This is a genomic window from Flavobacterium sp. NRK1, assembly GCF_024054175.1.
In the GTDB taxonomy this organism is placed as follows: domain Bacteria; phylum Bacteroidota; class Bacteroidia; order Flavobacteriales; family Flavobacteriaceae; genus Flavobacterium.
The window spans coordinates 2,076,531-2,091,827 of the sequence record NZ_JAMXLA010000001.1; the positions used below are offsets into that span (position 1 = coordinate 2,076,531).

At 35.7% G+C, this 15,297-nt stretch carries 10 protein-coding genes; 8 read left to right on the forward strand and 2 right to left on the reverse strand.

The window, feature by feature from the left end; translation table 11 throughout:
- Positions 1-42: 42 nt before the first annotated feature.
- Entirely contained in the window at positions 43-1,737 is a 1,695-nt protein-coding gene (gene lysS / locus NHE85_RS09495; RefSeq protein ID WP_252811791.1) for a lysine--tRNA ligase, read from the reverse strand.
- Positions 1,738-1,896: 159 nt separating this feature from the next.
- Here lysS and lipB point away from each other — a divergent pair, with 159 nt between their 5' ends.
- Positions 1,897-2,622, forward strand: coding sequence for a lipoyl(octanoyl) transferase LipB (gene lipB, locus NHE85_RS09500; RefSeq protein ID WP_252813293.1), 726 nt, complete (start codon positions 1,897-1,899; stop codon positions 2,620-2,622).
- A 10-nt stretch (positions 2,623-2,632) separates the two neighbouring features.
- On the opposite strand, the gene NHE85_RS09505 is transcribed toward lipB, so the two are convergent.
- Complete coding sequence (locus NHE85_RS09505) at positions 2,633-3,235, reverse strand: ribonuclease HII (protein ID WP_252811792.1); 603 nt, start codon at positions 3,233-3,235, stop codon at positions 2,633-2,635.
- Between the two features lie 244 nt (positions 3,236-3,479).
- Here NHE85_RS09505 and NHE85_RS09510 point away from each other — a divergent pair, with 244 nt between their 5' ends.
- The 7 genes from NHE85_RS09510 (at position 3,480) to NHE85_RS09540 (ending at position 15,287) form a co-directional block, all read left to right on the forward strand.
- Entirely contained in the window at positions 3,480-5,402 is a 1,923-nt protein-coding gene (locus NHE85_RS09510; protein WP_252811793.1) for a S8/S53 family peptidase, read from the forward strand.
- Between the two features lie 254 nt (positions 5,403-5,656).
- Positions 5,657-8,725, forward strand: coding sequence for a SusC/RagA family TonB-linked outer membrane protein (locus NHE85_RS09515; protein WP_252811794.1), 3,069 nt, complete (start codon positions 5,657-5,659; stop codon positions 8,723-8,725).
- Between the two features lie 13 nt (positions 8,726-8,738).
- Positions 8,739-10,283, forward strand: a complete 1,545-nt coding sequence (locus NHE85_RS09520) for a RagB/SusD family nutrient uptake outer membrane protein (RefSeq protein ID WP_252811795.1) — start codon at positions 8,739-8,741, stop codon at positions 10,281-10,283.
- 17 nt (positions 10,284-10,300) lie between these two features.
- Positions 10,301-11,176 carry a Calx-beta domain-containing protein gene (locus NHE85_RS09525; protein WP_252811796.1) on the forward strand — a complete coding sequence of 292 codons (876 nt, stop codon included), beginning with the start codon at positions 10,301-10,303 and terminating at the stop codon, positions 11,174-11,176.
- Positions 11,177-11,296: 120 nt separating this feature from the next.
- Positions 11,297-13,282 carry a putative porin gene (locus tag NHE85_RS09530; RefSeq protein ID WP_252811797.1) on the forward strand — a complete coding sequence of 662 codons (1,986 nt, stop codon included), beginning with the start codon at positions 11,297-11,299 and terminating at the stop codon, positions 13,280-13,282.
- Between the two features lie 79 nt (positions 13,283-13,361).
- Complete coding sequence (locus tag NHE85_RS09535) at positions 13,362-14,723, forward strand: pyridoxal-phosphate dependent enzyme (RefSeq protein WP_252811798.1); 1,362 nt, start codon at positions 13,362-13,364, stop codon at positions 14,721-14,723.
- A gap of 51 nt (positions 14,724-14,774) precedes the next feature.
- Positions 14,775-15,287: a 3'-5' exonuclease gene (locus NHE85_RS09540; RefSeq protein WP_252811799.1), complete on the forward strand. Its 513-nt coding sequence runs from the start codon at positions 14,775-14,777 to the stop codon at positions 15,285-15,287.
- Positions 15,288-15,297 lie beyond the last annotated feature (10 nt).

A 15,297-nucleotide genomic window follows, 5' to 3' on the forward strand; every position in this document is an offset into this window, starting at 1 on the left:
CTGCCAATTGGCAGCCTTTCTTTTTATATAAAATAAGATTTGTTATCCTTTATATTCTACAGTTTTGGTTTCTCCTTCAAGAGTAACTTTTACAAGTCCGTGTTTAGTAAGCCCTTTCATTGCTGCGTCCCATTTCTTTCCGCTTAAACCTGCCTGGGTTTTAAGAGCGTCAAGAGCAAGCTGTCCGCTTGCTTTAAGTAGTTCCGCAACTGCTTTTTCATCTTCAGTAAGTTCAGGTCCTTTTTTCTCAGGTCGCATCTGAGGGAAAAATAATACCTCCTGTATAGATGGGTTATTGGTAAGGAACATAATAAGTCTATCCATACCAATTCCTAATCCTGATGTTGGCGGCATACCATATTCAAGTGCACGAAGGAAGTCATTATCAATAAACTGAGCTGCTTCAACATCTCCTCTTTCAGATAGTTTAAGCTGAGCTTCAAAGCGTTCTCTTTGGTCTATAGGGTCATTAAGTTCAGAGTATGCATTAGCGATCTCTTTACCACACACCATAAGCTCAAAACGCTCAGTAAGTTCCGGGTTGTCACGGTGCTCTTTACAAAGCGGACTCATTTCTTTTGGATAATCAGTAATGAACGTAGGCTGAATAAAGTTACCTTCACATTTTTCACCAAATATTTCATCTATAAGCTTGCCTTTGCCCATGGTGTCATCAACTGCAATACCCATGCCTTTGGCAGCTTCATATATTTCTTCTTCTGTTTTACCGCTAATGTCAAAACCTGTAAACTGCTTTATTGCATCGGTCATTGTAACACGTGCATAAGGTGCTTTAAAGTTTACTTTGTGTTCTCCAAAAGTAGCCTCAGAAGTTCCGTTAACAGCTATAGCACAATGTTCCAGCAGGTTTTCGGTAAATTCCATCATCCAGTTGTAGTCTTTGTAGGCTACATATATTTCCATAGCAGTAAATTCAGGATTGTGCGTCCTGTCCATACCTTCGTTACGGAAGTTTTTAGAGAATTCATATACACCGTCAAAACCACCTACAATAAGTCTTTTAAGGTAAAGTTCATTTGCAATCCTCATATATAAAGGAATGTCAAGGCTATTGTGATGCGTAACAAACGGCCTTGCCGCTGCTCCACCCGGTATAGGCTGTAGTACCGGTGTTTCAACTTCAAAGTAACCTTTATCGTTAAAAAAGCTGCGCATAGCATTAAACAGCTTAGTTCTTTTTACAAAAACTTCTTTTACCTGTGGGTTAACCACAAGATCTACATAGCGCTGGCGGTAGCGTAATTCAGGATCGCTAAAGCTGTCAAATACTTTTCCGTCTGCGTCTGTTTTAGGCATTGGAAGGGGACGAAGCGTTTTGCTTAGTAGTGTAAGTTCGTGTACGCGAATAGATTTTTCACCTACCTGAGTAGTGAAAAGTTCACCTTTAACACCAACAAAATCACCAAGATCAATAAGTTTTTTAAACACCTCGTTATAAAGGGTTTTGTCTTCTCCCGGACATATTTCGTCACGGTTAATATAAACCTGTACGCGCCCTTCGCTATCCTGGATCTCTGCAAAAGCAGCTTTGCCCTGAACACGTATAGACATTAAACGTCCTGCTATAACAACCTTCTTACCTTCAGAGAAATCGTTCTTTACCTGTTTAGATGTAGTATCTACAGGATAAAGGTTTGCGGGATATGGATTGATGCCGAGATTTCTCAGCGCATCCAGTTTTTCTCTACGAATGATTTCTTGTTCTGAAAGCTGCATGATTTATAAATGTTTTTAAGCCCGCAAAGATAATGATTATATATAAATAACCAATCGGTGATCGTAACGCTGATGACTATAATTGTTATGATTATAGGCCTTTGTAATCCCTATTGATAAGTTTTGTAAATTTGTATAACGATTTTAGCGTTAATGAAGATGAATAAAAAAGTGCTATTTACAGACCTTGGTGTTAAAGATTATAAAGAGACATGGGAATTTCAGGAAAAGATATTTCAGGAAATCCTTGATCTAAAAATAAAAAACAGGAGGGAAGAGTTAAGCCTTGAAACGCCTAACTATTTATTGTTTGTTGAACATCCTCACGTATATACTTTAGGTAAAAGCGGTGATATAGAAAATCTGCTTATTAATGAAAAACAGCTTGAAAATAAAGGGGCCACATTTTATAAGATAAACAGGGGAGGAGATATAACTTATCATGGTCCGGGGCAATTAGTGGGGTACCCAATTCTTGATCTTGAGAATTTTTTTACCGATATTCATAAATACCTTCGCTTTCTTGAAGAGGTTATAATACTTACCATGGCAGACTATGGACTTAAAGGAACCCGAAGTGAGGGCGAAACCGGTGTCTGGCTGGATGTAGGTACGCCTTTTGCCAGAAAAATATGCGCTATGGGTGTTAGGGCATCACGTTGGGTGACAATGCATGGCTTTGCGCTTAATGTAAATGCAGATTTAGGTTATTTTGATAACATTGTGCCCTGCGGTATAAAAGGTAAAGCTGTTGCGTCTCTAAACAATGAACTTGGAGTTGCAAGAGTTGATGAAAATGAGGTTAAGGAAAAAGTAATAAAATATTTTGCACAGCTTTTTGAAGCTGAAATTGAAACTTCAAAAGAAGCAATGTTGCCTTTATAGTTGAAGCAGGTTAAGCAAAATCTAATTCAAGTTGTTCAGGCAACAGGCGGAAAGATTTTCTGTGATATTTGGTTATGCCATGCTTTCTTATGGCTTCCCTGTGCTCAAATGTAGGATAGCCTTTATTTTGCTTCCAGTTATACATAGGATATTCTTCATGTATTTTATTCATAAACTCATCCCGGTATGTTTTTGCTAGAATTGATGCAGCAGCAATACTTAAATATTTGCTGTCACCTTTTATAATACAGCTATGCGGAATATTATTTACAGGCTTAAATCTGTTGCCGTCAACAATAATATATTCGGGTACAGGTGTAAGTTTTACAATACATTCCTGCATCGCTTTAATAGAAGCATTTAAAATATTTATCTCATCTATAATTTCAGGCTCGATATTTGTAACATGATAGCAAAGAGCCATTTTTTCGATTTGCGGTCGAAGATGTTCGCGGGTTTTTTCAGAAAGTTGCTTAGAGTCATTTAAAAATTTAAGTTCAAATTCATGAGGAAGTATAACCGCCGCTGCAGTTACAGGGCCGGCAAGGCATCCTCTTCCTGCTTCATCGGTACCGGTTTCTAAAACAAGCCCTGAAAAATTTTGTAAAAGCATAAACCGTATTGAGATAATTATCGTAAGTAAATTAATAGGGTAAAAATATAGAAAAATGCTTAATTTAAAATATTTTATTGAGAATTTATAATTTTAACAGCATTTGATTAGTGCTTGATATATAATAATTTATATTTTTGCGTTTCTTTTTTTTATAAATAATACACATACTACTCTTTTTTGAGAATACATACTACTGAAAAAAAATGCTTATTAACTACTATTAAATTAATGTAAAACAGTTATGAAAAAAAATACTGTAAAACTTTTTATCCTTGCTTTAATGCTGGGAGGAGGTTTTTCTGCTTTTTCGCAAACAAGATTTGCAAAAGCAGAAGTGAAGGATGCTGATGCTAAAAGACTCATAGAACATGCAAACGAATTCAAAAGAAGGATTGAGGATGATTACGCAAAGGCTGTTAAGTTTGCTGAAGCAAATAATCTGCCATTAATAATAAAAGGAGAAAACGGCCGTATCTCTAAATTAATCAGAATTGATGAAAATAATACACCTATATATATAGGAACAAATAATGTTGGCTCTGCGATCACTTCCAGAACTAATCATTTACAGCCTGGGGGCTCTTTAGGGTTAAACTTAACCGGAGAGTTTGGAACTGATGATAAAATGATTATTGGTGTTTGGGATGGTGGTTATGCAAGACCTACACATCATGACCTTGTAGGAAGAACAATAAATTATGACGGCGGTACCCAAGGTGTGGCACTGCACCCTACACATGTTACCGGAACAATAATTGGAGACGGTTCTTCGGCTTCTGCTGCAAGGGGTATGGCAAGTAAAGCTTTCGCTTTTAATTCAGATTATGATACCGACTCTTTTTTTATGGGTATTTTTGCTTCTGAAGGATATGTCATTTCCAACCATTCTTATGGTATAGATCAGACACAGCTTTCAGATGCTGAAAAGACTGCTTATAGGGGTACATATATTAATCTTTCCAGGGATGTTGATCAGATTACTTTCGATGCGCCTTATTATCAGCCGGTATTTGCTGCCGGTAATGATGGTAATGGTTTCTCTTACGATAGGCTTACTGACAGAGCAGTTTCTAAAAATGGTATAGCGGTTGCTGCAATTTATGAAGTGGATGATTATGTCGATGCAGGAAGTGTGGCTGTTACAGTGTTTAGCAGTTTCGGGCCTACCAATGATAATAGGATAAAACCTGATATTTCTACCAAAGGTATTAATGTATATTCATGTTCCGATGCCAGCGATACTGCTCATCAGGATGAGCAGGGTACCTCTATGGCTGCTCCGGGCATTACTGGTACTATTGCTTTGCTTCAGCAATACTATGCAACACTTCATCCAAGTGGCTCTGAAGTTAAAAATTTCATGAAATCAGCGACAGTAAGGGCTCTTGTTGCTCACTCAGCTGATGAAGCAGGTGACAATCCAGGGCCAGATCCAATTTATGGATGGGGCTTGATGAATGCTAAGAGGGCTGCTGAAATTATAAAAGCAGATAATCTTAATACTAATGCTGAAATACAGGAATTAGTACTTACACCAGGTCAAACCTATACGTATACTGTTAATGCCTCAGGGACTGAGCCTTTAGTTGCAACAATGGCATGGACAGATCCACCTGGTCAGGCGGCGAGCAACAATTCTGCTACTCCTGTACTAATTAATGATCTTGATATTAAGGTTAAAAAAGGAACTGAGGTTAATCTTCCTTGGAGATTAGATTCTGGTACTGGTACTTATGCTGAAAAAGGCGATAATAAGGTTGATAATATTGAAAAAGTAGAAGTAGAAAATGCTTCTGGTCAATATACTATCACTGTTACGCATAAAAAATCAACACTTCAAAATCCTAATGGAAATCCTCAACAGGAATATTCTTTAATTATTTCAGGTATTACAAACGGTCCGTTGGGATTAGATGATAATAATCAAAAAATGTTTAGTGTTTGGCCAAACCCTGCAAACGACATTATTAATATATCATTTGCAAACGGTGTTGAGAAAGATGCTTCTGCCACTTTATATGATATTCAGGGTAGACTTGTAAGTAAAACTAACTTAACAAATGTTGATAACGTTGTGGGTGTTCAGGGACTTGCAAAAGGTTTATATGTGGTTTCTGTTGTTAATGGTGGTAAAACAGAAATAGAAAAGGTTGTTATAAAATAATTATCTAAAATATACATAAGCAACGCAACCATTTGTGTATTGCTGCATCTATAAAGAAACGTTAACAATTTTGTTGACGTTTCTTTTTAATTTAAAAAAAGCAGTAGTATGTGGTCAATTATTGTCAATATGTTGTGGATTTTGCATTTATACTAAAAAATATTGAAATTTAGCATTGCCCGACAATGTTAAAAGTTTGTTATATTAAAATAAATTAATAGATTTGCAACTTAACTAACTCAAATTAATTAAATATGAAATCAAAGTTTACTTGGATTTTTACGCTTTTACTAGCGTTTTTTATTCAGTTTTCCTTTGCGCAGGAGAAAACAATAACGGGTGTCGTTACTGATTCTCAGGGAATGCCTATACCAGGTGTTAACGTGGTTGTTGAAGGCTCTAAGCAAGGTGTTCAGACTGACTTTGATGGTAAATATGCCATCGCTGCTTCAAAAGGGCAAAAATTAGTGTTTACATTCGTGGGTATGGCTACCCAAATTATTACAGTTGGTGCTTCAGGTACTATATCTGTTCAGATGCAGGATGATACAACGCTTTTGGAAAATGTAGTTGTTGAGGCTTATAGAACTACTACAAAGGCCACTTCAAATATTGCTGTTGCTACGGTTACTTCTAAAACAATTGAAGGCAGGCCAAATGCGAGTTTTATACAAACTCTTCAGGGTCAGGTTCCTGGTCTTAATATATCTACAGGTTCCGGTCAGCCGGGTGCTAACAGTACTGTAATTCTTAGAGGTATCGGATCTATCAATGGTAATATAGAGCCTTTGTACGTTATAGATGGTGTACCATTAAACTCTGATAACTTTAAAAGTATAAACCCTAATGATATTGATGCTATTTCGGTTCTGAAAGATGCCGGTGCAACCTCGATATATGGTAACAGGGGTGCAAATGGTGTTATTATTGTTAAGACTAAAAGAGGTAGTTATGAATCTCCTCTGAATATCAAATATACTGGTACTACTGCTTTTACTTCAATGCAGAATAATAAGTATCACAAGATGAATGCAAAACAATTACTTAATCTTGAGAAAAATTATGGTAACGGTTATGGTTCTACTCTGACTGATGATGAGATTAATAATTATAATGTTGATACTGATTGGTATGATCAGTTCTTTAGAACAGGTACTTCTCAAAACCATGTATTAAGTTTAACAAGTGGTAGTAAAAATTTATCTTCATTTACATCTTTGGGGTACTATGATATGGAAGGTATTGTTAGAACTACAGATCTTAAAAGATTTAACTTTAGAAATAATTTAAGTGGTAAGAGTAATGATAATAAATTTAATTATGCTACTTCTTTAACAATTAACTTCTCAAGAAACAATCAGGCTGCGAGTATAGGTTCTGGTTCTGTTAATTACAACCCGGTATTTGGAGCAAATCAGGGTGCTCCTTATTTAGATCCGGCTTGGTACACTAATGGTGCTGATTTAGTTAACTGGTATAGAAACGGTGTAGGGCCGGAAGGTGTTGGGTATAATGGTAAAGGTACACTTGGTCTTAGTCCATTCATGCTATTGGATAGGAACAGAACTGGTGCTATTCGTACTGACGAACTTAAGATGATAGCAAATATTCAGGCAAGCTATAAAATTCTTGAGGATTTGACTTTAGGTACAAATGTTGGTATGGATTATACTGATAATGTTGGCCTTGATTATGAACGTCCTTCATCATTTACGAGAATACTGTATCAAAGAGATGGAGAGGATTTTATTGGTAATCAGTCTGATAGCTATGTTAGGCAGTTTACTTTTAACATGAATACAAGTTTAAATTATAGAAAAATTTTCGCTGAAAAACATACTCTTGATGCATCTGTATTCACTGAATACTATAAAGGACACCAAAAAACTTTTGGAGCTACTCAAAACGGTTTAGATCCCAAATTATATGAGCCAGGAAACGGAGCGGGTTACACGCCGTATAATCCTCAAACGCCGAATTTTTATGTTCCTGATGTTTATTCCGGAAAAACTAATGCAGGTCTGTTTTCTTATTTCGGATCTGTTGATTATGATTACAGTCAGAGATTTGGTTTAAGTGGTACTTTCCGTAGAGATGCGTCTTTCAGGTTTGCTGATACTAATAAATGGGGTACTTTCTGGTCAGTTTCAGGAAGATGGAATATAGATAAAGAAAGTTTTATGCAGGGTTCTGTATTTGATATGCTTAAGCTAAGAGGGTCTTATGGTACCGCTGGTAACCAAAATATCGGAGGACAGAGCATTTTTGCTTTGCCAAATGCTTCAAGAACTTTATATGTTTCTGGATCAACTTATCAGAACCTAACAGGTTATTATGTTAGCCAGATTGGTAATCCTGATTTAAAATGGGAGACTATTGAGCAAGCGAATATAGGTATTGATTTTGAAGTTTGGAAGCACAGACTAAGAGGTAATTTAGATGTTTATCAAAAAACTACTAAAGATCTTTATCAGTCTACTCCGATTTCTGCTATTAATGGTAATGGTTATACAATTGATTCAAATAATGGTGATATGAGAAATAAAGGTATTGAAGCGCTTGTTTCTTATGATCTGTTTAGAACTAATGATTTTCTATTAACACTTACATTCAATGGGTCTTATAATCACAACGAAATGTTGAATGTTCCGGGTGCTGAAGGAACTACAGATTTAGGGGCTCAGGTTTTCCAGTCCGGAGGCCCTGCTTATCAATACTACCTTGTAAAATATGCTGGTGTTAACCCAACTAATGGTAACCTTTTATTTTATACTAAAGATGGACAGTTAACTGAAAATCCTGATCCGGTTAATGACAGAAGATTAACAGGAAAATCACCTATACCAAAATATCAGGGTGGTTTCGGTTTCGAAGCTAACTATAAAGGGTTTTTTGCGACTACACAGTTTAACTATGTGGCTGGTGTTGATAGATTTGATTCGGATTTAGATGTTCTTCAGGATCCTACTGATATTGGTGTTTTCAATAAGTCAACAGATTTATTAAATGCATGGACTGTTGATAACAGAAATACTGATATACCTTCGTTATACCTAACAAATAAAGGTTCAGATTCAAATTCTGACAGATATCTTAAAGATGCGTCTTATTTAAGGCTTAGATTTGCCAGTGTTGGATATCAATTCCCTGCTTCAATGCTTGATAAAACACCTTTCGCTGGTATAAAGGCTTTCGTTCAGGGCGAAAATCTTGTAACTTGGACAAAATGGAGAGGATGGGATGCAGAGAGCCCAAGAGGAGGAGACGTTTATCAATACCCAACTCCTAGGATTATTTCTGTAGGTTTAGAATTACAATTTTAAAAAAAAAGTAAAGATGAAAAATTTAAAGATATTATTATTTGTTGTGGTAGCTTCTCTTTTTGCTGCCTGCGACGATGCAATTGATATTATTCAGCCTAGTGAATTATTGCCGCAGGATACCTTTGAAACAGTTGGTGACCTTAGTTTAGGATTAAACGGTGTTTATGGGCTTATTCCAGGAGAAGATCATATTATATTTACTTCAATATTTACAGATGAAGTGAAAATTGGTTATGCTAATGGTGGCCAGGGAAAGGATGGTGGACTTGCATTTCTTTTAAATGCAAATTCAGGTGATGCAGATGCTATATGGGCATCTAATTATAGATTGATTAATGCTGCTACTAGGCTTATAGAAGGTGCAAAAAACGTAAATCCTGTAGACGAAGAAAATGGAATAGATCAAAGTGAAGAATATAGCAATATTATTGCTCAGGCTAGAGCTCTTAGGGCTTATGGTCATTTCCAGTTACTTACTTTCTTTTCAGAAAATCTTAAAGATGACAATGCGCTTGGAGTTATTGCTTTAGACTTTGTTCCAACAATACAGCAGCAGTTGCCAAGAAATACAAATGGTGAAGTATTTGCATTAATTGATAGTGATCTTGCTTTTGCACAAGAAAACCTTCAGCTTACAACTTCAGGTAATAAGTCTTCTTTAAGGGATTATGTATCCACAGATTTTGTAAAAGCTCTTAAAGCGCGTATGGCTGCTTACAGGGGTCAATACAATGTTGCCGAGCAACTCGCAGATGAACTTATAGTTTCTTATGGTCTTACCGGAAAATACGCTCAGGGTCAGTCTCATAATCTTGATTTAAGTAATCGTGATCAGCTTTTAGTAAGAAGTAATTATTACAAACTTTTCAGAGATGGAGCCTTTACACCTGGTAACACCAATGAAGTTATTTTTAAAGCTGGTAGGGCGGCTACTCCTAATGATGCTACAGGTAATTTCTATCAGGCTTGGTCTTCTGTAAATACTTCTATTACAGGAAGTCCGTTCTTTGAAGTAAGCGCGGCTTTATATAATCAACTGTTGCCAGATGACATCAGACGTACAGTTATTATTGATCCGACTGCATATCCATCATTTTCTATACGTCCGGTAGGTAAGTATTCTGAATCAGAAACAGTTTTTTTCTTAGCTGACCTTAAAATATTTAGGTCTTCTGAAATGGTACTTATTAAAGCTGAGGCTCGTGCGAATGCGAATGATTTTGCGGGTGTGGCAGAACAAATTAATATAATTCGTGATGCCCGTTTTGGAAATGAGGCTGGTCAAACTAATGGACATATTGCCGTTCCGGGTTCTGCACAGGAGGCTTGGGCTGCTATTCTTGATGAAAGAAGAATCGAGCTTGCTTTTGAAGGATTTCGTTATATTGATATCAAACGTTTAGGGACACTTGCTGGTAAAGGTATTGACAGAGCTCCTTCTGACTGTGCTTTCAATGGTGCTTGTAATCTTGAACTTAATGATCACAGATGGACTTTGCCAATTCCAAGACGAGAGCTTTCTGGTAATGCGAATATTCAACAAAATTCAGGTTATTAATCGTAATAAAATTTAGTATGAAAAGATATATTTTAAAGTTAGCTCTGTTTGCTTTTTGTGCAGGAACTCTAATGAGTTGTGATGAGGATACTGTAACTTACGGAGGTACCAACTTTGTTAGCTTTGATAAAGTGGGTGATATTCAATATCCATTTTTCGAAAATAGGGGCGTTTCTGAGATTCCTGTTAACTTAGCGTTTCCTAAGTCAAGTGATGTAACTGTAACTTTTACAATTACAAGTGATGTTGCAGTCGAAGGAGTAGATTATAATGTATTAACTCCGGGTTCTTTTACTATTCCTGCCGGTGAAACTACAGGATATATTAAAATTGACGTTGTAGATAATGATGTTATGGATGATTCAAAGATATTAAACATAACTCTTACGGGTACATCTGATAGTTCTGTATCTCTTGGTCTTGCAGATGAAGGGTCAAAATACAAGAATTTCCTTATCGTTAATGATGATTGTACTACTAACTTCCTTGAGTTTGTAGGTAAGTATTCAGTTGTTAATGGTGATAATGACGTTATTGGAACTGCAGAAGCTACAGTTAATGAAACTGGTGAGTGTAATATCCTTTGGATTTCAGGTGTTATTGAAGATGTTCTTGAAAATCCTACAGATACTTATATTCAGTTTACATTAGTTCCCGGCGCTAATCCTGCTACCTCTGAAAATGTTGGTACTTTATCAGCTTATCAGCAGTTATATTGTGAAAAGTGTTATACAGATGAAAATAGTACCCAACAGAATATCCTGTTTACTGGTGGTGGTCAGTATAATCTTAATGTTACGCCTAAGAGGTTAGCAATCACAGGAAATTTATTTTTCCAAAGTTCAGTTTCACCAATTGCTAGCTCTAATGTTAGACTAATTCCTGTAGAATAATTAATTTATTTACAGTAATAATAATAAGAGAGGCTTTCTTCGGGAAGCCTCTTTTTTTGCTTTATTTTTACCTTTTATCATATTTAAAATTAAGTACCTTTGCCAAAATCCTTAATCTGCATGTTTAAAAAATGTCTTTTAATTTTTTTAAGTGTTTTTCCTATTCTGGTGTTCTCTCAGAAAAGGGATAGAATAAAAGCAACTGGAACTACGGCAGAGAGACAGTCAGCCGATAAAGATAAAGTTGCTAAAACTATTAAAGATAGTGTTGCTACAATTGACATGTATCAGATAATTACTCTTGATAGGGATACTACTTATGTTGATACTTCTCTTACACTAAAAAAGGAGTATGAGGTTAATTATCTTCGTAAGGATAATTTTGGACTTTTACCTTTTTCAAATGATGGGCAGCCCTATAACGTTTTGAATTTTGGATTAACAAAATTTGATCCTTTTCCACAAATGGGTTTTACTGCAAAGCATTATGCTTATATGGAAGTGGAGGATATCAACTATTATCATGTTGCTACACCTTATACAGATCTTATGTATAGGTCTGTAATTGAACAGGGACAAATACTTGATGCTTTTATAACTCTTAATACATCTGAGAATTTAAATTTTGCGGTCGGCTATAAGGGACTTCGTTCTTTAGGAAGATATATCAATCAATTATCCAGTAATGGAAATTTTAGATTTATAACAAGCTATAACACTACTGACAGGCGTTATATTCTTAAACTTCATTTCACGGGTCAGGATTTCACTAATCAGGAAAATGGCGGAGTTACGGAAAATAATATTCCATTTTTTGAAAGCGGGCAGGCTCCATATACACAAAGGGAACGCCTCGATGTTTACATGAAGGATGCAGAATCTATCCTTAAAGGCAATCGGTATTTTGTAGATCATACATTCAGGTTAAATAAAAATAATCCTAATAGTCTGGTTTTTCACCACCAGTTTAATTATGAAAATAAATTTTTCGAATTTAGGGCTCCTAGTGTTAGTAAAAGATTTGGTGATGCTTATACAACATCTATAAATAATAAGACAAGGTATAACCGCATGTATAACATGATTGGTGCAGCATATACAAATGAGGCAATCGGAACTATTGAGTTTTACCTTGAAGATTTTAATTATAATTATTTTTACAGAAGTATAATACTTGCCGAAGATGGTTCAATAGAAACACCTAATTCATTAAGTGACAGGATTGACACCTATGGCGCACGATATACCTATCAAAAAGGGAAATGGAAAGGAAGCGTTCTTTTTTCAAATTCAATTACAAATCAGTCTTTGGCTAATATAGATGCTTCTGCCCGTTACAAATTTGATGATCGAAATGTAGTTTCTGCCCGCTATCAAAATATGAACAAGCTGCCTAATCTTAATTATAACTTATATCAGAGTAACTATAAGTCTTATAACTGGCCAAATAATAATGTGGATGCTCCTGTAAACGGTAATTTTAAAAACGAAAAGATCAATAGTTTTGAGTTTGAAGCAAAAACCAGATGGATTGATGCATCTGTGAAGTATACAATTCTAAATGATCATCTTTATTTCAGCAGAGATAATGAGGATACTCCCAATCCGGAAGATGTGAATGCTTTATTGGTAAGCCCTAAGCAATTTGGAGGAACTATAAATTACTTTTCATTAAAAGCAGGTAAAGAGTTTAAGTTTGGCAAATTTGCTCTTGATAATACTGTGCTTTATCAAAATGTACAACAGAGTAGTGATATTATTAATGTCCCGGACCTTGTTACGAGAAATACACTTTATTATTCTGACAGGGTATTTAAGAAAGCGCTGTTTTTTCAGACAGGGATAACTTTTCAATATTTTACTAAATATTATGCAAATGATTATAACCCTTTGATAGGAGAATTTTATATTCAGAACAGTAAGAAAATTGGTGATTTCCCACTGATTGACTTTTTTATAAATGCAAAAATTCAGGAATTCAGGCTTTTTATTAAAGCAGAGCATTTTAATTCAGGTTTTACCGGTTATAATTATTATTCTGCTCCAAGCTATCCTTATAAAGACTTTACTTTCCGTTTTGGAATAATCTGGGATTTCTTCTCTTAACGGTTTTAATTATAATTTTTTATCTGCAATATCTATCTTTGCAATTGATTACCATGATTGGTAAACTAAAAATATAAAAATGAAATACGCAAAAAATATACTTGAAACCATAGGCAATACGCCAATGGTTAAACTTAACAAACTTACTAAAGATGTTAATGCTCTTGTTCTGGCAAAAGTTGAAACATTTAATCCCGGAAATTCTGTTAAAGACAGGATGGCGGTAAAGATGATTGAAGATGCTGAAGCAGATGGAAGGCTTAAACCCGGAGGTACTATCATTGAAGGTACATCTGGTAATACAGGTATGGGACTTGCATTAGGAGCTATAGTTAAGGGATATAAACTTATTTGTGTTATTTCCGATAAACAGTCTAAAGAAAAAATGGACATACTTAGGGCAGTAGGTGCTAAAGTTGTAGTCTGTCCTACAGATGTGGAGCCCGCCGATCCACGTTCCTATTATTCCGTTTCTAAGCGCCTTGCTGAAGAAACACCTAATTCATGGTATGTTAATCAGTATGACAACCTTTCTAATACTGCAGCCCATTATGAACAAACTGGCCCTGAAATCTGGGAGCAGACAGAAGGTAAGATCACTCATTTTGTTGTAGGAGTGGGTACTGGAGGTACTATTTCGGGTGTTGCTAAATATTTAAAAGAGAAAAACTCTAATATCAAAATATGGGGTATAGATACCTATGGCTCGGTATTTAAAAAATATCATGAAACAGGTATCTTTGATGAAAACGAAATATACTCCTATATTACCGAAGGTATAGGCGAAGACATTCTTCCTAAGAACGTAGATTTTTCTCTTATAGACGGCTTTACAAAAGTTACTGATAAAGATGCTGCTGTTTATACAAGAAGATTAGCACTGGAAGAGGGTATTTTTGTTGGTAATTCGGCAGGTGCTGCAATTAAGGGTTTACTACAGTTAAAAGATGAGTTTAAACCGGATGACGTGGTAGTAGTTCTTTTCCATGATAGTGGTAGCCGTTATGTAGGTAAAATGTTTAACGACGACTGGATGCGTGAGAGAGGGTTTTTGGATGAAGAGATAACTAAGGCAGAAGATCTTATTAAAGATCACGCAGATAAGCCGCTTGTGGTTGTGCGTACAGAAGAACTTGTGTCTCATGCAATAGAACGTTTACGTAAATATAAAATATCTCAAATTCCGGTTATAGATACTAATGGTTTTGTTGGTTCTGTAGACGAAACTGATTTATTCCGTAGCTATGTGGAAGATAAAGATATTGCTGATAAGCCTATTCGTGAAGTAATGGGCAAACCTTATCCTGTTGTAAAAGCAAATACTTCAATAGAGGAAATATCAAAACTTATTAATAAAGATAATCAGGCTGTACTTGTTGATCTTGGTAACGACAGGCATCATATTATTACAAAGCATGATATTATAAGCTCAATTAAATAAAATTATATTTTAGTACTTTTGAAAGAGCCTTAGGGCTCTTTTTATTTGCCAATGAATTTTACCGCTATAGATTTTGAAACTGCTACAGGGCACCCTCATAGTGCCTGTGCTGTAGGTATAGTTACAGTTGAAGATGGTGTTATTACTGAAGAATATTATACACTTATTCAACCACCCAATAATGAGTATTGGTACCGCAATGTTATGGTGCATGGTATTAAGCCGGTAGAAACCCTTGATATGCCAACTTTTGATGATCTCTTTCCTGAAATAAGAAAACGCTTATATGGTAAAAAATTGGTGGCACATAATGAAGCCTTTGATCGTAATGTGCTGATGAAAACAATGCGGTACTATGGTCTTTATTATGATGAGCTTGAATTGGCCGACCCATGGGAGTGCACCTGTAAAATTTACAGGGCAAAAGGATACAAGCCGGCTAATCTTAAAGCCTGCAGCCAGCGTAATGGTATAGAGTTAAACCACCACGAAGCTTTATCTGATGCAAGAGCATGTGCACAGCTATATCTTTTGCATGACGGGCAAATAAAATTAAGAATGTAATTTTTTTCTG

What these genes read in the sequence shown, in the direction of transcription:
- lipB (WP_252813293.1), top strand. Translation starts at nt 1,897, where the DNA reads ATGAATAAAAAAGTGCTATTTACAGACCTTGGTGTTAAAGATTATAAA.
- NHE85_RS09510 (WP_252811793.1), top strand. Translation starts at nt 3,480, where the DNA reads ATGAAAAAAAATACTGTAAAACTTTTTATCCTTGCTTTAATGCTGGGA.
- NHE85_RS09535 (WP_252811798.1), top strand. Translation starts at nt 13,362, where the DNA reads ATGAAATACGCAAAAAATATACTTGAAACCATAGGCAATACGCCAATG.
- NHE85_RS09540 (WP_252811799.1), top strand. Translation starts at nt 14,775, where the DNA reads ATGAATTTTACCGCTATAGATTTTGAAACTGCTACAGGGCACCCTCAT.
- NHE85_RS09525 (WP_252811796.1), top strand. Translation starts at nt 10,301, where the DNA reads ATGAAAAGATATATTTTAAAGTTAGCTCTGTTTGCTTTTTGTGCAGGA.
- NHE85_RS09530 (WP_252811797.1), top strand. Translation starts at nt 11,297, where the DNA reads ATGTTTAAAAAATGTCTTTTAATTTTTTTAAGTGTTTTTCCTATTCTG.
- NHE85_RS09505 (WP_252811792.1), bottom strand. Translation starts at nt 3,235, where the DNA reads ATGCTTTTACAAAATTTTTCAGGGCTTGTTTTAGAAACCGGTACCGAT.
- NHE85_RS09515 (WP_252811794.1), top strand. Translation starts at nt 5,657, where the DNA reads ATGAAATCAAAGTTTACTTGGATTTTTACGCTTTTACTAGCGTTTTTT.
- NHE85_RS09520 (WP_252811795.1), top strand. Translation starts at nt 8,739, where the DNA reads ATGAAAAATTTAAAGATATTATTATTTGTTGTGGTAGCTTCTCTTTTT.
- lysS (WP_252811791.1), bottom strand. Translation starts at nt 1,737, where the DNA reads ATGCAGCTTTCAGAACAAGAAATCATTCGTAGAGAAAAACTGGATGCG.